The sequence below is a fragment of the Lysinibacillus sp. NPDC056959 genome (assembly GCF_042674095.1).
In the GTDB taxonomy this organism is placed as follows: domain Bacteria; phylum Bacillota; class Bacilli; order Bacillales_A; family Planococcaceae; genus Lysinibacillus; species Lysinibacillus zambalensis.
On record NZ_JBHURE010000015.1, the window covers coordinates 1 to 17,916 of the forward strand.

The window sequence follows — 17,916 nt, forward strand, 5'->3', positions numbered from 1 at the left end:
CACCCGTTCCCATACCGAACACGGAAGTTAAGCTCTTTAGCGCCGATGGTAGTTGGGGGCTTCCCCCTGTGAGAGTAGGACGTCGCTAGGCACCTGAAAAAGTCGAGGATTTATTCCTTGGCTTTTTTTGTTTACAATTTTTTAGAACGAGAGAACTCTCCTTCCTCAAGGTGTGTAGGGCAATAACCTAATTCGTTAGAATGCTACACAAAATCTTGAAGTCAGCAAAACAGAGTTAATTTCTTAAGATTAACTCTGCTTTTTTATTTTCCACAAACCGAATTTTTTACGAAAGCCGCCTCTAACTACGCTCACCCTTTTTTCCTAAAACAACTAATAATCCAAGAAAAATATACGGATATGATAGAAGTGTCAATTCAAGAAAGCCTAACCCGAATAATGAAGAATGTTTATCTGCATAATTACCGGCATCAACCAAATATTTACCAATTAACAAATAACTAGATATAGAAAGAATAATCAGTAGTAGCCCAATCATATTAAATTTAAATTTGCAGATTGTATAGATAGTTACTAGAATATAAATCAAACCAAGCAAAATTAAAAAGAAGAAAATATACAATGGTTCAAAAACACCCACTAAATCCCTCCTAAATTAAATAATAACTTTCCTGCTCCTTTACTTTAAAACGTTCGAAATGAACAGGAGTTCCAATTATAAACAAATCTACCATTGAAGATTAACTAAAATTCATTCCTGCTTATTGAACAAACCCACTCGATTGATTGAAAAGCAACAATCTTTTAAAAAACAGCCATTTTCATTGATTTCAGAATATATAAACAGAACTTTCAGAAAATATATTGTATTGTGAAAAAAACTGTGCTAGGCTATGTATCATGCAGAATGAAGTTCAAACTTCAAAAATAAAATAAAAAAGGATGTACTTCTTTGATGGATAATCAAACAATTCACCAAGTCATTCAACATAAATACCAGGAACTTTCAAAGAGTCAGCAGAAGGTAGCTGTCTTTATTCTCAAAAATATGCAGACTGCAGGTATTCATTCAGCTGCATATGTGGGGGATAGGGCAGGGGTAAGTGAAACGACAGTTATCCGCTTTTGCTACGCTATAGGATTATCGGGTTATGCTGAGTTGCAACGTGAGATAACGATGCATTTATTCAATGAAGGAAATACTAGTAGCTTGCAAAATTATTTGCAATCAAAACAGGCACTTTTTGAAACGCCGCGGTTTTATGAAAAAACGATGGAAAAGGATGCATCTAGCATTTTAAACGTTGCAAAGAACATTAACGAAGAAGATTTTAATCGTGCTTCCGTCTGGCTGCATACGAAGAAAAAAATTTATATTGTTGGGAATGGTTCGTCCCATTTAGCGGCACAATGGTTGTATTTTACGTTAAATATGCTACGTCCTAACGTCGTGATTTTAGATTTTGATACAAGTGAAATCATTAGAGCTTTACAAGAAATTGATGAGGATAGTGTGGTCATTATTTTATCGTACCATCGCTATTTTAAAGAGCCGATTCAATTTGCAGCTGAAATTCAAGAAAAACATTGTGAAATCATCGGCATTACAGATTCTAAAATTGCACCTATTACACAATATGCGACGATTACTTTTATAAATGAACAACAAGAAATGTCTACGATTGATGCAATGCCAGCACTGATTTCATTTTTAAATACATTAATTGCAGGTATGACTGCACAGGATCACGACTATTATGAAAATCAACGCGTAAAATATGATGATTTCCAAAATAGCTTTTTAGCAAATCGATGGAGTTGAATAATATGAATCAAGTATTACCTAACTTACAGCCGAGATTGGCAGAGATTTTTACACATTTACATGAGCATCCGGAAATTAGCTGGCAGGAAAAGCAGACAACGAAATACATCGCCAATTTGTTGAAGGAGGCACAGATGGAGCCTCAGTTATTCGAAGATATGACCGGACTGTATGTAGATATTGGGAAAGGAACACCGAGCGTTGGATTTCGTACGGATATCGATGCACTATGGCAGGAAGTAGATGGTGAATTTAAGGCGAATCATTCTTGTGGTCATGATGGTCATATGACGATGGCTATTGGGACAGCACTAGTGTTGAAGGATATGGAGCATTTGCTTCCCGGTGCCGTACGTATTCTTTTTCAGCCTGCTGAAGAAAAAGCACAAGGTGCTCGAGCATTCGTTGATAAGGGGCTTATTGATCCTCTAGAATACTTATTTGGTGTCCATGTTCGTCCGTTGAAAGAATTACGGGACGGAACGTACGCCCCGGCCTTGTACCACGGTGCGGCAAAGCTTTTTACGGGGACTATTATTGGAGAAGAGGCTCATGGTGCACGACCTGAACTTGGCATTAATGCCATTGAGGTAGGGTCCGCAATTATTGAAGGCTTACAAAAAATCTGGACAGACCCTAATGTCTCTTCGTCAGTCAAAATGACGCAATTTAATGCAGGAGGAACCTCTACAAATATTATTCCTGGGAAAGCAACATTTAGCATTGATGCACGGGCACAAACAAATGAAGTAATGGAGTCTCTCACGGATGGTGTTGAACGTGTAAAGGCATCGGTTGAAGCGATGTATGGAGCCAAAATTTCTTTAACTGTAGATGCACATATCGTTGCAGCATTAGTGAATGATGAGGCCTTACAGCATATGAATTCCGCTATTGTTGACGTGGTTGGTGAAAGCGCATGTGCTCCACCAGTCGTTACCCCTGGAGGAGAGGATTTTCATTTTTATACGTATGAGCGTCCAAACCTTAAAGCAACAATGCTTGGCTTAGGTTGTGGTGTAACACCAGGCTTACATCATCCGAAAATGACCTTTAATCGAGAGCGGCTTATTACAGGAGTAAACATTATTACGAGAGCGATTTTACGAACTTTATAGAACGAGCCGTTCATATAGGATAAAGATATAGAAAGAAGTGATAGGATGATTGACATAAGGGAAATAAAGACAATCGAGCAGCTGGAACAAGTTCAGCAATTGGAATATAACATTTGGGGGATGCCTTCTATTCCTATTCATCAAACATTAACTGCTGTGAAAAACGGTGGGATCGTTGTGGGTGCCTATGATGGTGAAAAATTAGTTGGCTTTAGCTATGGCTTTTCGGGGTTTCGAGAGGGAAAAAGCTATTTGTGCTCCCATATGTTGGGGATAGCCGAAAATTACCGCTCTCAAGGAATCGGTGAAAAATTAAAATATGCCCAGCAAGCCATTGCTATAGAGCGGGGCTATGATTTAATGGTATGGACCTTTGATCCGCTGGAAACACGTAATGGTTATCTTAATCTCTCCAAATTAAATGGCATTTGTTATACGTATATAGAAAATTGCTATGGAGAAATGCAGGATGGGTTAAATAAGGGGTTACCTTCTGATCGTTTTGAGGTGAGCTGGTATATAGCCTCTGATTACGTCAATAAAAGCGTTTCAATAGATGCAAAGAATGCCATACCTGTGGCTATCTGTGTACAAAATGAACAAGGATTCTTACATTTGGAAATAACTGAAAATTTAAAATATAACAGCGTTTTATATACGCTGCCTGTACCAAAGGATTTTCAAGCATTGAAGTTGCAAGACCCGACATTAGCATTGGACTGGCGCTTCAAAACGAGACGCTTATTACAACAATTGTTTGCACAAGGTTATGCAGCTGTTCAATTGCAACAGCAAGAAAATTACAACGAGTATGTTCTTGTTAAATTAGAAACTTTAGGACTGGAAGGGGCAAAGCAATATGAAAATAACGGAATTTACCATTAGACATTTAAAGATGAAATTAAAAGAACCATTTACAACAAGCTTTGGCACATTTAATGATAAGGATTTTTTAGTTTTAGAGGCTAAAGATGAATCAGGAACAATCGGTTGGGGAGAATCTGTTGCCTTTCATTCTCCTTGGTACAACGAGGAAACATTACAAACGAACTGGCACATGCTAGAAGATTTCTTAATTCCTCTTATTTTAAATAAAGAACTTCAGCATCCAGATGAGGTCAATGAGCTATTTAAACCGATTCGTAAAAATAATATGGCGAAATCAACGATAGAAGGTGCTATTTGGGATATTTACGCCCAACAGACGAATCAATCTCTCGCGGCTGCACTTGGTGGCAAAAAGGACAATATTGAAGTTGGGATCAGTATCGGTATTCAAAAATCAATCGAGGACTTAGTGGCGTTAGTAGATGGTTTTGTGAATGAAGGCTATAAACGAATGAAGATTAAAATCAAACCGGGTTGGGATGTAGAAGTAATGCGTACATTACGTGAGACGTTCCCAGATGTGGCGTTTATGGCGGATGCGAACTCAGCTTATCGTCTCACAGATGCTGAAACGCTCAAACAGCTAGATGCTTTTAATTTAACAATGATTGAGCAGCCATTGGCGTCAGATGACATTATTGATCACGCAGCTTTACAAAAATTAATCGATACGCCTATCTGCTTAGATGAAAGTATCCATTCATTAGAAGATGCACGTAAAGCTGTTGAATTGGGCAGTACTAAAATTATTAACATTAAAATTGGACGTGTTGGTGGCTTAACTGAAGCCAAGAAAATACATGATTATTGTGAGGTGAATGACATTCCTGTTTGGTGTGGCGGTATGCTGGAGTCGGGTATTGGTCGTGCACATAATGTGGCGTTAACTACATTAACGAATTTTATTTTACCTGGCGATACAGCAGGTTCCAGTCGATATTGGGAAAAAGACATTATCGACCCAGAAGTTGTGGTGAATGACGGTCTGATTGAAGTTCCTCAAAAAGCGGGTATCGGTTATGAAGTAAATAGAGAGACGATCGACTTGTTTACAGTAGCACAGAAAACTTATAAATAATGTGACTTCCGCTGAAATAGAGGAGCTCAGGCTAAGAACTTCACATCCTGTGAAAACGCCGGAATGATCAGGATAGTGCTGTTGCTGGCGCTACGCTTTCACGAAAAAGACATTTGTTGGCCTATAGCCTCCAGCGGATGTCCCGGAATTATGCCGAGGCATAATTGATTTAAATAGAAAAGCAGGTGTTCTATGAAAAAAAGTTGGCAGATAGGTGGCGCATTTGTAGGATTAATCGTTGGTGCTGGCTTTGCATCAGGACAAGAAATTATGCAATACTTTACGAGTTTTGGTCTTTACGGTATAGCAGGAGGAATTGTCGCAACAATCGCCTTTGCTTTTTTAGGGATGAGTCTAGCGCAATTAGGGGCAGATTCACAAACGACATCTCATAAAGAAGTAATCTATCAAATCGGTGGGCGTTATGTTGGCGTACTATTAGATATAGTCATAACGTTCTTCTTATTTGGTGTAGCGGTTGTTATGTTTGCGGGTTCAGGGTCAACGTTTGAGCAAATGTTTGGTATGAACCCGATGATCGGCAGCATTTTCATGGTAATCATTACGATTTTAACGCTGCTATTAAATGTGAAAAACATTATTAAAATAATAGCTTTAGTGACGCCATATTTAATGGGGATTGTTTTTATCATATTAATTTACTCTATTTTCACAATGGACTTAACAATTGCAGAACAGAATGTGTTAGCGAAAGAGCAATCATCTGCGGCTTCCAATTGGCTAGTAGGTGCACTCCTCTATGTATCTTATAACATAGCTGCTGGTACGGCGATGCTAATTGTTATGGGGGGGACGGTTAAAGAGCGTAAGATTGCTGGTTTAGGCGGTTTTCTTGGTGGTATTATGCTCGGTGTTTTAATCATACTTATTAATATTGCTTTATTCGTTAAAATGGACGTAGTTGGTGGGACAGCAATGCCAACATTAGAGCTAGCCAAACAAATTCATCCTGTAGTGGGGATTTTAATGTCTATTGCTTTATTAGGCATGATGTACAATACGGCTGTAGGAATGCTTTACGCCTTTACAGTACGTTTTATAGCGCCTGACCATAAATGTTTTAAAATAGGAATCGTGGTAATTGGTTTAATAGGCTTTGTTGCGAGTTTAGTTGGGTTCACGACATTAGTTGGAAAGGTTTATTCAACAATGGGCTATTTAGGTTTTGCATTAATTATTGCAATCATCATCTCGTGGTTACGTAGAATACCAAAAGTTTCATAACTATGTTTTGTAGATTCTCTAGTGTTTTTGTACAGCACTAGAGAATTTTTTTGAGATTTTAGTAATAAAAATAAGATGGAAAGCATACAGTAATTGTAGGTTTTTTTATTTGTAGTGGTTTTTATAATTCTACTTTATGTAAAATAAATTCTCGAAAAAATAATTATATTCTATACAGGCGCTAGACACTAATTTTTAGAAATGCTATATTAATGATGTCATAGTTTTTTAATAATTAGGAAAATTAAGGGGTTGTCAACAGAATTATAGGGTGGCATTGCATATTGTTAAAACGTATGTCATAGAGACTGGACGCCCTTAAGAAAGCGCTCAGTCGGAACGGAAATCAACATACATTATGCGATAACCTACAACCTTTTCTAATTATAAGAAGTGATTGAGTAAAGAGTTATAAGAAGGATGATAGATGCCTATGGTAAAGAAAACATTAAAACAACGCATTGTTGACGCTTCTGTAGTGCTATTTCAGCAAGATGGCTATCACAATGTAACTGTTGATCGCATTGTTGAATACATTGGTGCATCAAAGGGTGGATTTTATCATAATTTTAAATCGAAAGATGAACTGTTGTATGAAATTCACGATGTATTTATTTCGTATGTGATTAAACAGTCACAGGAGGCATATGACAAATACGAGACACCGATTACACGTTTATGTGCAATGCTGCAAACACTAACACAAGTGTTTGATATGTATCAAGCGCATATTACGGTTTTTTACGAGGAAAGTCATTCCTTGGCACAGGAATATAGTGAAATCATTCATAAAAAACGAGACCAATATCGGGATATTTTACAAAGAGTCATAGAGGAAGGCCAGCAAACAAAGGATTTTCGTACAGAACTACCTTGTACTATTGTAACGATGGCTATTGTCGGGATGATTAACTGGACATACAAATGGTTTAAGCAATCAGGTCCATTAACAATGGAGGAAATTACAGAAGTATTTACGGATATGATATTGCGTGCGATTGTCACTGAACAAGCAATGGACGAAGCAGTTCAATTTATGGTCAAGGGGAAGCCAGCAACGACTGGTTTTATTAATATTTAAAACAAACCGACTAGTCGGTATTAACTTCTTTCAACGCGTATCCAACCACCCGTTGAAATAGAGGAACTCAGTCTAAGACCGCCACGTCCTGTGGCAACGACTGAATGACCAGCATCACGTTGGTCCAAAGCCTTCGGCAAATGTCACGGAGTTATGCCGAGGCATAATTGATTTATTACAGCTGTCATCTGAACGAAATCTGCTATGGCAAATTAAACATTAGGGGGACTGGGGATGAACTTTGAACTAACGAAAGAGCAAGAGATGATTCGAGATATGGTACGTGATTTTGCTGAAAAAGAAATTAAACCGTATGCTCGTGAGGCTGACGAGACATCGACGATGAGAATAGAGAGCTTTAAAAAGATGGCAGAGCTAGGCTTATTAGGGATCCCGTTTCCTGAAGAGTACGGCGGTTCAGGCGGAGATACTGTTTCCTATGCACTTGCTGTTGAAGAAATCGGACGTGCATGTGGTGGCACAGGATTAAGCTATGCAGCCGCAGTTAGCTTAGGTGCTTCGCCTATTTACAATTTCGGCACAGAGGAGCAAAAGCAAGAATGGCTTGTTCCGTTAGCGAAGGGAGAAACATTAGGTTCGTTTGGTCTAACAGAGCCAAATGCAGGTTCAGATGCTGGTGGAACACTTACAACAGCTGTAATTGATGGTGATGATTACATCATTAATGGTGAAAAATGCTGGATCACAAACGCGGGCTTTGCACGCCAAATTATTGTGACAGCAGTGACAGGTAAACGTGAAGATGGTAAAAAAATTATTTCATCTATCATTGTACCAACTAACACTCCTGGCGTAACGATCAACTGCAATTACGACAAAATGGGCGTACGTGGTTCCAATACGTGTGAGATTATTTTGCAAAATGTTCGTGTACCAAGGGCTAATCTTTTAGGGGATGAAAAACGAGGATTTAGCCAATTTTTAAATACGTTAGACGGTGGGCGTATTTCCATTGCTGCATTATCAGTAGGAATTGCACAGGCAGCTTATGAGAAAGCATTAAAATACGCTAAAGAACGTGAACAATTTGGTGCACCTATATCAAAACTTCAGGCAATACAATTTAAATTAGCCGATATGGCAATGGAAATAGAGCTTGCACGTACGTTAGTACATAAGGCGGCATGGCTTAAAGATCAAAAGAAACCATTCGGGAAGGAAGCGGCAATGGCAAAATTATTTGCCTCTGAAATGGGCTTTCGCACTTGTAATCAAGCAATTCAAATTCACGGTGGTTCAGGGTATATGAAAGAATACGACGTAGAGCGTCATCTGCGTGACATTAAGTTAATGGAAATCGGTGAGGGAACGTCTGAAATTCAACGTCTCGTTATTTCTCGTCTAATTGGTTGCTAATCATAATCAATTATGGCTCGGCATAATTGCGTCCGGAATCGGCTTTGTGCTAGCACAAAGCACTCCTTTCCGATTCTGTGACATCCGCCGGAGGCTTTGGGCCAACGTGATGTTGGTTACTCAGTCTTTGCCACAGGACGTGGCGTTCTTAGACTGAGTTCCTCTATTTCAGCAGGTTTGGACATCCACTGGAAAGTAGCTTAAACAAGCATTCATTTCACCACCTATAGAGATGTGAGATGAATGCTGAAAGAAGTTAAATAGCATAGGGGGATTTTCATGGCAGAACTTGTGTATCAAACTATTGGTCAATTGCTAGATGAACAATCTAAACAATATCCACAACGCGAAGCATTAGTGTATGCAGATAGGGATTTACGTATGACTTATGAGGAGCTCAATCGGCAAAGTCGTTTAGTCGCTAGAGGGTTGATGGCTCTTGGAATAGAGAAGGGTGAGCATATTGCAGTTTGGACGACTAATGTTCCAGAATGGGTACAGCTGCAATTTGGTACAGGTAAAATGGGAGCCCCAATCGTCACTGTAAACACTAATTATCGTTCAAGCGAGTTGGAATATTTATTGAAGCAATCCGATGCAAAAACGATTATTTTAATTGAAAATTATCGAGACCATTCTTTTATAAATACACTGCAAGAGTTATGTCCAGAGCTAGAACATTGTGAACCAGGTAATTTGCAATCAGAGCGACTACCTTTATTAAAAAATGTTATTTTAATTGGCGAGACAAAATATCCCGGAATGCTAAACTGGTCTGATGTGTTATCTGCTGCAGAGCAAATAACAGAGGAGCAATTAGATCAAAGACAGCAAGCACTTCATTATGATGATGTTATTAATATTCAATATACTTCAGGAACAACAGGTTTTCCGAAAGGTGTTATGTTAACGCATTATAACTTAGTCAATAATGCGATTAATATTGCAGAATGTATGCGTTTAACTTACGAAGATCGCTTGTGCATTCCTGTCCCATTCTTCCATTGCTTTGGCTGTGTAATTGGAACATTAGCGATTACTACTAGTGGTGGGACGATGATACCAGTACAAGAGTTTTCACCTACTGAGGTGTTACAAACGGTTGAAAAAGAAAAGTGTACCGCGTTACATGGCGTACCAACGATGTTCATTAGTGAGCTTAATTTACCGAATTTTGCGTCTTTTAATCTATCGACGTTGCGTACTGGAGTAATGGCTGGCTCTAACTGTCCAATCGAGGTTATGAAAGCAGTTATCGACAAAATGGGCATGAAGGATATTACGATTTGTTACGGGCAAACAGAAGCCTCACCTGTTATTACACAAACGAGAGCTGATGACCCGCTACTGTTAAAGGTGGAAACAGTTGGCCGCGCATTGCCAAATCTAGAAGTTAAAATTGTCATTCCAGGTACGAACGAAGAAGCTGCGCCGAATGAGCAAGGGGAGCTATGTACGAGAGGCTACCAAGTCATGAAAGGTTACTATAATAACCAAGAAGAAACGCTTCTTGCAATAGATGAGGATAACTGGCTGCATACTGGGGATTTGGCAACAATGGATGAGGCGGGCTATATACGTGTAACAGGGCGTTTAAAAGATATGATTATTCGTGGCGGTGAAAATATATCTCCTCGAGAAATTGAAGAATTCCTTTATACACACCCAAAAATTGCGGATGTACAGGTTGCAGGTGTTCCTGATCCTGTTTATGGAGAGGAAGCGGCAGCCTGGATTATTTTGCGAGAAGAAGAGCAGGCAACAGAGGAAGAGATTCGAGATTATTGTCGGGATAAAATCTCTAGACATAAAATACCACGACATATTTTCTTTATCGAGGACTATCCAATGACTGCATCTGGAAAAGTACAAAAGTTTAAATTACGAGAAAATTTTGTTCCTACAGTGAAGTAAGAAGGGGGTCAGACTTATGTTCAAGAAGGTGTTAATTGCCAATCGTGGAGAGATAGCTAGACGTGTTATAAGAACATGCAAACGACTAAATGTTCAAACAGTTGCAGTGTATTCTGAGGCAGACGCTGAAAGCTTACATGTGAAGGATGCAGATGAGGCGTTCTGCCTTGGAAAGCCACCTGTTGCCCAAAGCTATTTAAATATTGATCTTATTCTTGAAGTTGCGAAGGAAAGCGGCGCTGACGCAATTCATCCTGGCTATGGCTTATTATCAGAAAACGCTGAGTTTGCTAAACGTTGTACAGAAGCGGGCCTCGTATTTATTGGGCCAAGCGCGGACGTAATTGCTTCGATGGGTAGTAAATTAGAAGCTCGAAAAACAATGAAAGCTGCCGGTGTACCAATTGTTGAAGGTGTAGAGACACCGGTAAAAGATGTCACGGAAGCTATTGAAATTGCTTCCCGCCTAGGCTATCCGATTATGTTAAAAGCCTCTGCTGGCGGTGGGGGGATCGGCATGCAGCTCGTTGAAAATGCCGAGCAATTAGCAAAAGCCTTTGAGGGGAATCAAAAGCGTGCACAGTCATTCTTTGGTGATGGCACGATGTATATGGAACGATTTATTGCGGATCCTCACCACGTCGAGGTACAAATTATTGCAGACCATGAAGGCAATGTCGTACCACTATTTGAACGTGAGTGTTCGATTCAACGTAGAAATCAAAAAGTAGTCGAGGAAGCGCCATCTCCATTCATTTCTGAGGAAACAAGAAAAAGAATGCTAGATGCATCAGTTAAGGCAGTTCAGCATATTGGCTATGTGAATGCTGGTACGATTGAGTATTTAGTAGATGCGGAGCAAAACTTTTATTTTTTAGAGATGAATACGCGCCTACAAGTGGAACATCCGGTGACGGAGGAAATTACAATGCTAGATCTTGTGGAGGAGCAATTAAAAATTGCGGCAAAACAACCGCTAGCATTTACTCGCGATAGTATACAAAGACAAGGACATGCGATTGAAGTACGTATTTATGCCGAAAATCCGTCAACCTTTTTCCCTTCTCCAGGCACCATTACGGCATTTGAATTGCCTACAGGTGAAGGTATTCGCCATGAATGCGGCGTAGAGGCTGGCACTGCGGTAACACCTTTTTACGACCCCATGATTAGCAAATTAGTTGTGTGGGGAGAAACACGAGCAATTGCGTGTGAAAGACTGATTAAGGCACTTAACGCGTATAAAGTAGAAGGTATTCAAACAAATATTCCGATGTTGTTGAAAACAGTGACACATGAACAATTTTTAAAGGGCTATACAACAACTAAATTTGTGGATGAATATTATTTACCTCAATTAGCAGAGACGAAGTAAGAATATTTATCCTCATTCAGCAGATTCCTGCTGAATGAAGATAATGGCCTCCGGCGGATGTCACGGATTTTAAAAGGAATGAATAAAGGATGTTAGCCTAACACCTTCGCATCCTGCGAAAACGGCTAACTGACCTGCATCGGTAAAAACGCCACGTCCTGTGGCATTACCGAAATGACCGACATCGTGTCGGCCCTCGTGCAGGCCTGTGCACAATTCAAAATCCGGACGCATTGTTTATCTGCGCGAAAGCGAAGCGTCAGCGGCAATTACGCCAAGGCGAAATTGATAAAAGCATTCGCACTTAAACAATGAGTGCGGATGCGTTATTCATACATTTGGAGGGATTTACAATGGCAACAGTTAAAGCGAGCATGGCAGGAACAGTATGGAAAATCGTTGTAGCAGAAGGCGAGAAAGTGACTGCAGGACAAGATGTGGCAATTTTAGAGTCGATGAAAATGGAGATTCCTATTGCAGCAGAAGAAGATGGCGTAGTTACAAAAATCATTGCGAATGAAGGGGATTTCATTAACGTAGATGACGATATTTTAGAAATCGAATAAGGAGGCTTCTTTATGCAGCTACCAAAGCATGTAACGTTAAAGGAAGTTGGTCCTCGTGACGGCTTGCAAAATGAGAAAACGCATATTGCAACTGCCGATAAAGTACAGCTAGTAAATTTACTTAGTCAAACTGGATTGAATTATATCGAGGTAACGTCTTTTGTGCATCCGAAGTGGATTCCACAGCTGGCTGATGCAGTGGAGGTTCTTCAAGCCATTAAACGCCAAAAAGATATCACGTATGCGGCACTAGTACCGAACATGCGTGGCTTAGAACGTGCATTGCAGGTTGAAGTAGACGAAGTGAGCGTTTTTATGTCGGCAAGTGAGAGCCATAACCAAAGTAATATTAATAAATCAATCGATGAAACATTTCCGATATTACAGGAAGTTGTGGACGGGGCAAAGGCAGCGCATAAAAACGTACGGGGCTATATCTCAACGGTGATTGGGTGCCCGTATGAAGGTTACATACAACCAGAAAAAGTTTTGCGAGTAACAGAAAAATTACTGGAAATGGGCGTCGATGAAATTTCTCTTGGTGACACGATTGGCGTTGGTGTACCGACACAGGTGGAAAGCCTTTTAGAAGAATTATTAAAAAGATACCCTGTAGAAAATTTTGCGATGCATTTTCATGATACACGTGGCACAGCGCTAGCAAATATCGTTAAATCTTTAGAAATGGGCATTACGAAGTTTGATAGTGCGCTTGGTGGACTTGGGGGCTGTCCATATGCCAAAGGAGCATCAGGTAATGTGGCTACGGAAGATTTATTGTATTTATTAAATGGAATGGGTATTAAAACGGGTGTAGAACTGAATAAAGTGCTAGAGGCTGCACTGTTTATGGAACAGAAACTAGGGAAGGCAGTTGCCTCTAAACAAATGGCGATTGCCCGTAATGAAAGGAGTGCGAGTCAAATATGACGCAACTCGTTCGTTTTGAATTATTAGATGGTTGCATTGGGCTTATTACACTTTCCAGACCTGAAGCTGCGAATGCAATGTCTGTACAACTACTCCAAGAACTTAGCACGACACTAGACAACATAAACGGTGATCCGGCATTGCGAGTTGTCCTACTAACAGGGGCAGGAGAAAAAGCTTTTTGCGCAGGAGCAGATTTAAAAGAGCGTAAAGGGATGCCAGACCGACAAGTAAAGCAGATTGTACAATTAATCGGAGCAACAGTGGCAAAAGTAGAAGCTCTCGCTCAACCAGTTATTGCCGTATTAAATGGCGTCGCTTTTGGTGGCGGACTCGAGTTAGCCTTAGCCTGTGATTTTCGCCTGGCGGCTGCCCATGCCAAGATAGGCCTTACGGAAACCTCTCTCGGCATCATCCCGGGGGCAGGAGGTACACAACGACTTCCGCGACTAATTGGTATTGGAAAAGCGAAGGAATTAATTTATACAGCGCGTCGATTAAATGCAGAGGAAGCAAGAAGTTACGGCATTGTAGAGTATGTTCATGAGGGACATGAAGTACTTGAAAAGGCACAGCAGCTTGCACTTGAAATGGCAAAAAATGCTCCACTTTCTTTAGTACAGGCGAAAATCGCCATGAATCAAGGTGTTGAAGTCGATTTAGCAACTGGTTTAAAAATCGAATCACTTGCATATAATGCTCTGATTCCTACAGAAGATCGATTAGAGGGCTTACTTGCTTTCCAGGAAAAGCGAACACCGCAATACTTAGGGAAATAAAAGCTCTGTTGATAGATTTTGAATAGTTTTAAAGTAGGATTTTAAAAATAGGCGTATCATCAAAAGTGGAGGCTAGTGACTTCTTGGGGAGCCCTCAGGGAAGCGCTAAGTGTAAAAGAAATCAAATCCACGATAGGGTGATGAGCCATACAAGTATTTTTAATAGATTTTGGTCCATCATCAGAAGTTTGAAACATATACAATGCATATAAGTTGATTGGAGTGAAGGCTGGGCGACTCCTCGGGGATTAGCGTTACAGATGAGACCCTGCAGCGAAGCGAAGCGGCTCATCGAACGCCCCCCAGGAAAGCGCCCAGCCGTAACGGAAATCAACCTCACGTTATGATAATGAACCGAGATCTAGTTATATTTATTAATTATCTGTGCTAAGGCGTAACCGAATGGGCAAAAGGAGGAATTAACTATGAGCAATGTACCGACAGAAAATACGACGAAAACAATGAAGGAACAAATTTTAGCAGGTGGCCTGCCAAAATATCACGATAAAAATGCACAACAAGGAAAGCTATTTGTACGTGAACGACTCGAATTATTATTAGATGATGGGCTTCAATCCGAAGATGGCTTGTACGCGAACTGCTTAGCAGGGGACCTACCAGCAGATGGCGTTATCACAGGAATCGGTAAAATCCATGGTCGTACTGTTTGTGTTTTAGCAAACGATTCGACGATTAAAGCTGGCTCTTGGGGTAAACGTACAGTAGAAAAAATGATTCGTATTCAAGAAACAGCTGAAAAGCTAAATTGCCCATTACTGTATCTAGTCGATTCAGCAGGTGCACGTATTACTGACCAATTAGAAATGTTTCCAGGTCGCAGAGGAGCAGGACGCATCTTCTATAATCAGGTAAAGCTTTCAGGTAAAATTCCTCAAATATGCTTACTGTTTGGCCCTTCTGCGGCAGGTGGTGCCTATATCCCTGCATTCTGCGATATCGTTGTCATGGTAGAGGGCAATGCATCGATGTATTTAGGATCTCCTCGTATGGCGGAAATGGTTATAGGCGAGAAGGTAGATTTGGAAACAATGGGTGGAGCGAAAATGCACTGTTCTGTTTCCGGTTGTGGAGATGTGCTTGCTAAATCAGAACAGGAAGCTATTTCCTATGCTCGTAAATACTTGAGCTATTTCCCGAATAACTATGCAGAGCGTAGTAAGGTAGAAGCTCCAAAACCACCAGCTTCGTTTGAAAAATCGATTGATGAGCTAATACCGAAAAATCAAAACGTTCCTTTTGATATGTATAAGCTAATTGAACGTATTATTGATGAAGATTCGTTCTGTGAAGTAAAAAAATTATTCGCTCCAGAATTAATTACAGGGCTAGGACGCATTAATGGGCAACCCGTTGGAATTATCGCCAACCAACCGCGCGTAAAGGGAGGCGTTTTGTTCCACGATTCAGCTGATAAAGCTGCAAAGTTCATTTCACTTTGTGATGCGTTTAATATTCCGCTTCTTTTCCTTGCCGATGTACCAGGCTTTATGATTGGTACACAGGTTGAAAAAGCAGGGATAATACGCCATGGTGCGAAAATGATTTTTGCAATGAGCGAGGCAACCGTTCCTAAATTAACGGTCATTGTTCGAAAGGCATATGGTGCAGGGCTGTATGCAATGGCAGGTCCAGCTTTTGAGCCAGACTGCTGTATTGCATTATCCAACGCACAAATTGCTGTAATGGGACCTGAAGCTGCAGTTAACGCAGTCTATGCCAATAAAATTGCTGAACTCCCAAAAGAGGAGCAAGCAAGCTTTATTGCAGAGAAACGCAAAGAATATCAAGAGGAAATCGATGTCTATCGTCTAGCTTCAGAGCTGATCATTGACGATGTTATTGAGCCGAATGATTTAAGAAAAGCACTTGAATCACGTTTAGAGCTTTATATGTCAAAGTACTTATTATTCTCAGAACGTAAGCATGGAGTAAATCCAGTATAAAACCTTGAAATAACGCTGTCTCAGCTAATAATTGAGGCAGCTTTTTTATTTTGTGTTGTATTTGACATGTTGTTCAGTCATCTCTTTTCTAAGCGAGATCGGACAGACGTGAAGGCTATACAATTTGCGATAGTATGCTATAACGCTTTATCCATCTTATTATTACCACTTGCTTAGGGAAGCAGGGAATATTAAAATTATGTGAGGATATAGGGAAGTAGGTGGTATAGGCATGACAAAAAATAGTATACATAGTGGAGCCAAGCTACCGTTACCTTATCGTTCATTAATAGATACATATTATTTACCGATAAAGATAGCAGGGTGGATCTTTTTTTGTATCTATTCTGTAATAGCTTTTTATAAACTAGTCATTGATCGTCTAGTGAATGTGGTCGTTATGTTGTTCAATGGTGAATATTCTCTTGGTGAATTAGGGCTGTTTGATTATAGTAACTGGCGATTAACGACAAATTTTATTCCCTTTGATACAATTCTTCGCTATATAAATTACGCTCAGTATTTTAATGTTGATATCATTATTATTAATTTACTCGGCAATTTATTAATATTTACCCCAATGGGCTTTTTACTACCACTATTATCAAAAAAGTGCCGCAAAGCTTGGATCGTTATTTGTATAGGCTTTATCTCAAGCCTAGCGGTAGAAACTATCCAGTTTATTTTTACGGTTGGCTCAGCAGATATAGATGATTTAATTTTAAATACGCTAGGAGCATGGCTTGGCTATCTAGCCTATAAAAGTATACTTATTAAACCTAAAAAAGATAGATAGAAAACAGTCCTTGCTAAAGGGCTGTTTTTTTAGTGGTGAATTAACACCATTTATAAAGTAATAACAGTAATAATTTTTATTGAAATTATATATTGCAGTAATAAATGAACGAAAAAATAAATTTAACTATAGGTTTTTGTACCTATTTTGTCGAAAGCGAATTATTTCGTTAGGAGCTTAGTATTAATTTGCTCTTGAATTTGATAAAGAAAATTCCGATAATTAAGGTACAGAAACTATTCAGAGAAGAAATTATCATATCTATTTTTTAACTCGCATATTAAATAAGAAAGCCGAGGTGAATCATATGAAACTATCAAGTTTAATAGAACAAGAAAGACTGTCATCACACTATAATCGTAAAAAGATTTTACAGCGAAAACAAGCAGGTGATGCATATCGAAAAAATGCAATGTATTTTCCACCAAAGAAAAATCCATTATTGCTTGAGCTAGAAAATTTACTTTTAGGGCATACAGATCAAGAACTCTATGAACAACAAAAAGAGGAATCTAAAGAAGTCACGCCTCAACAACAAGCGATCATTCAAGATTTGCAACAAACGAAAAAGAATGTGCTCGCTCATGAGCAAACGCAAAAAGCTGAAGCTCTTGCGTATTCACAGCTAGAGCATGTAGATGTGGAGACGTTACAAATATTAGATCAGGTGAGGAATACAGCGCTAGCCCCCTCGCAGCCATCACCACAGGATTTACGTGTAGCGGCGAGTGCAAATGCTCAAATACAAAATGGTCAAGAGCTAGATGAAAGTGAACTAGACGACAGTCAGCCTGCTTTTGTACGTGAAGTAATTGAAGTTAAAGTACCTGAACGTTTTTCGAAGGAATTGAAATTGGATCCATTTGCAGATACAATTTTCGGTAAGAGTTATGCAGAGGCATATAAGGCGCGAACATTTAAATATGCTTCTGAAAAATATACCACTCATATTCAAATGGCGAAAGATGGCTATCTACCAGGAAATGACTCTATGTTCTCCATGATAGCCTAATGCTGCA

16 protein-coding genes and 1 rRNA gene are annotated in these 17,916 nt (G+C 39.6%); 16 read left to right on the forward strand and 1 reads right to left on the reverse strand.

Annotation, left to right across the window (positions count from 1 at the left end; translation table 11 throughout):
• Positions 1-91 (forward strand): 5S ribosomal RNA (rrf, locus tag ACFTQ7_RS16245); the annotation flags it as partial.
• 210 nt (positions 92-301) lie between these two features.
• Here the strand turns inward: rrf and ACFTQ7_RS16250 are convergent.
• A complete protein-coding gene (locus ACFTQ7_RS16250; protein WP_386829944.1) occupies positions 302-601 on the reverse strand; it encodes a hypothetical protein in 300 nt (99 codons plus the stop codon).
• A 315-nt stretch (positions 602-916) separates the two neighbouring features.
• On the opposite strand from ACFTQ7_RS16250, the gene ACFTQ7_RS16255 reads away from it, so the two are divergent.
• The 15 genes from ACFTQ7_RS16255 (at position 917) to ACFTQ7_RS16325 (ending at position 17,909) form a co-directional block, all read left to right on the forward strand.
• Entirely contained in the window at positions 917-1,783 is an 867-nt protein-coding gene (locus ACFTQ7_RS16255; protein WP_386830023.1) for a MurR/RpiR family transcriptional regulator, read from the forward strand.
• 5 nt (positions 1,784-1,788) lie between these two features.
• The gene (locus tag ACFTQ7_RS16260) at positions 1,789-2,904 is read left to right on the forward strand and encodes a M20 peptidase aminoacylase family protein (protein ID WP_386829945.1); all 1,116 of its coding nucleotides are present in this window, start codon (positions 1,789-1,791) and stop codon (positions 2,902-2,904) included.
• Between the two features lie 45 nt (positions 2,905-2,949).
• A complete protein-coding gene (locus tag ACFTQ7_RS16265; RefSeq protein WP_386829946.1) occupies positions 2,950-3,789 on the forward strand; it encodes a GNAT family N-acetyltransferase in 840 nt (279 codons plus the stop codon).
• Positions 3,764-4,870: an o-succinylbenzoate synthase gene (gene menC, locus ACFTQ7_RS16270; protein ID WP_386829947.1), complete on the forward strand. Its 1,107-nt coding sequence runs from the start codon at positions 3,764-3,766 to the stop codon at positions 4,868-4,870. The genes ACFTQ7_RS16265 and menC overlap by 26 nt, the downstream gene beginning before the upstream one ends.
• 192 nt (positions 4,871-5,062) lie before the next feature.
• Positions 5,063-6,115 (forward strand): YkvI family membrane protein, encoded by a 1,053-nt coding sequence (locus tag ACFTQ7_RS16275; protein WP_386829948.1) that lies wholly within the window; start codon positions 5,063-5,065, stop codon positions 6,113-6,115.
• A 433-nt stretch (positions 6,116-6,548) separates the two neighbouring features.
• On the forward strand, positions 6,549-7,196 hold the full coding sequence (locus ACFTQ7_RS16280; RefSeq protein ID WP_386830024.1) for a TetR/AcrR family transcriptional regulator: 648 nt from the start codon (positions 6,549-6,551) through the stop codon (positions 7,194-7,196).
• 234 nt (positions 7,197-7,430) lie between these two features.
• Positions 7,431-8,573: an acyl-CoA dehydrogenase gene (locus ACFTQ7_RS16285; RefSeq protein WP_386829949.1), complete on the forward strand. Its 1,143-nt coding sequence runs from the start codon at positions 7,431-7,433 to the stop codon at positions 8,571-8,573.
• Between the two features lie 279 nt (positions 8,574-8,852).
• Entirely contained in the window at positions 8,853-10,487 is a 1,635-nt protein-coding gene (locus ACFTQ7_RS16290; RefSeq protein WP_386829950.1) for an AMP-binding protein, read from the forward strand.
• A gap of 16 nt (positions 10,488-10,503) precedes the next feature.
• Positions 10,504-11,862 carry an acetyl-CoA carboxylase biotin carboxylase subunit gene (locus ACFTQ7_RS16295; protein WP_386829951.1) on the forward strand — a complete coding sequence of 453 codons (1,359 nt, stop codon included), beginning with the start codon at positions 10,504-10,506 and terminating at the stop codon, positions 11,860-11,862.
• Positions 11,863-12,215: 353 nt separating this feature from the next.
• Positions 12,216-12,428, forward strand: coding sequence for an acetyl-CoA carboxylase biotin carboxyl carrier protein subunit (locus tag ACFTQ7_RS16300; RefSeq protein ID WP_031418413.1), 213 nt, complete (start codon positions 12,216-12,218; stop codon positions 12,426-12,428).
• A gap of 12 nt (positions 12,429-12,440) precedes the next feature.
• Positions 12,441-13,358 carry a hydroxymethylglutaryl-CoA lyase gene (locus ACFTQ7_RS16305; RefSeq protein WP_386829952.1) on the forward strand — a complete coding sequence of 306 codons (918 nt, stop codon included), beginning with the start codon at positions 12,441-12,443 and terminating at the stop codon, positions 13,356-13,358.
• Positions 13,355-14,137, forward strand: coding sequence for an enoyl-CoA hydratase (locus tag ACFTQ7_RS16310; RefSeq protein WP_386829953.1), 783 nt, complete (start codon positions 13,355-13,357; stop codon positions 14,135-14,137). The genes ACFTQ7_RS16305 and ACFTQ7_RS16310 overlap by 4 nt, the downstream gene beginning before the upstream one ends.
• Before the next feature lie 425 nt (positions 14,138-14,562).
• Complete coding sequence (locus ACFTQ7_RS16315) at positions 14,563-16,101, forward strand: acyl-CoA carboxylase subunit beta (RefSeq protein WP_197139540.1); 1,539 nt, start codon at positions 14,563-14,565, stop codon at positions 16,099-16,101.
• A gap of 232 nt (positions 16,102-16,333) precedes the next feature.
• Positions 16,334-16,897, forward strand: a complete 564-nt coding sequence (locus ACFTQ7_RS16320) for a VanZ family protein (RefSeq protein ID WP_386829954.1) — start codon at positions 16,334-16,336, stop codon at positions 16,895-16,897.
• Between the two features lie 307 nt (positions 16,898-17,204).
• Positions 17,205-17,909 carry a hypothetical protein gene (locus ACFTQ7_RS16325; protein WP_386829955.1) on the forward strand — a complete coding sequence of 235 codons (705 nt, stop codon included), beginning with the start codon at positions 17,205-17,207 and terminating at the stop codon, positions 17,907-17,909.
• Positions 17,910-17,916 lie beyond the last annotated feature (7 nt).

Excerpts from the sequence above, each read along its gene's own strand:
- ACFTQ7_RS16255 (WP_386830023.1), top strand. The coding sequence starts at position 917 with ATGGATAATCAAACAATTCACCAAGTCATTCAACATAAATACCAGGAA.
- ACFTQ7_RS16260 (WP_386829945.1), top strand. The coding sequence starts at position 1,789 with ATGAATCAAGTATTACCTAACTTACAGCCGAGATTGGCAGAGATTTTT.
- ACFTQ7_RS16265 (WP_386829946.1), top strand. The coding sequence starts at position 2,950 with ATGATTGACATAAGGGAAATAAAGACAATCGAGCAGCTGGAACAAGTT.
- menC (WP_386829947.1), top strand. The coding sequence starts at position 3,764 with ATGAAAATAACGGAATTTACCATTAGACATTTAAAGATGAAATTAAAA.
- ACFTQ7_RS16275 (WP_386829948.1), top strand. The coding sequence starts at position 5,063 with ATGAAAAAAAGTTGGCAGATAGGTGGCGCATTTGTAGGATTAATCGTT.
- ACFTQ7_RS16280 (WP_386830024.1), top strand. The coding sequence starts at position 6,549 with ATGGTAAAGAAAACATTAAAACAACGCATTGTTGACGCTTCTGTAGTG.
- ACFTQ7_RS16285 (WP_386829949.1), top strand. The coding sequence starts at position 7,431 with ATGAACTTTGAACTAACGAAAGAGCAAGAGATGATTCGAGATATGGTA.
- ACFTQ7_RS16290 (WP_386829950.1), top strand. The coding sequence starts at position 8,853 with ATGGCAGAACTTGTGTATCAAACTATTGGTCAATTGCTAGATGAACAA.
- ACFTQ7_RS16295 (WP_386829951.1), top strand. The coding sequence starts at position 10,504 with ATGTTCAAGAAGGTGTTAATTGCCAATCGTGGAGAGATAGCTAGACGT.
- ACFTQ7_RS16300 (WP_031418413.1), top strand. The coding sequence starts at position 12,216 with ATGGCAACAGTTAAAGCGAGCATGGCAGGAACAGTATGGAAAATCGTT.
- ACFTQ7_RS16305 (WP_386829952.1), top strand. The coding sequence starts at position 12,441 with ATGCAGCTACCAAAGCATGTAACGTTAAAGGAAGTTGGTCCTCGTGAC.
- ACFTQ7_RS16310 (WP_386829953.1), top strand. The coding sequence starts at position 13,355 with ATGACGCAACTCGTTCGTTTTGAATTATTAGATGGTTGCATTGGGCTT.
- ACFTQ7_RS16315 (WP_197139540.1), top strand. The coding sequence starts at position 14,563 with ATGAGCAATGTACCGACAGAAAATACGACGAAAACAATGAAGGAACAA.
- ACFTQ7_RS16320 (WP_386829954.1), top strand. The coding sequence starts at position 16,334 with ATGACAAAAAATAGTATACATAGTGGAGCCAAGCTACCGTTACCTTAT.
- ACFTQ7_RS16325 (WP_386829955.1), top strand. The coding sequence starts at position 17,205 with ATGAAACTATCAAGTTTAATAGAACAAGAAAGACTGTCATCACACTAT.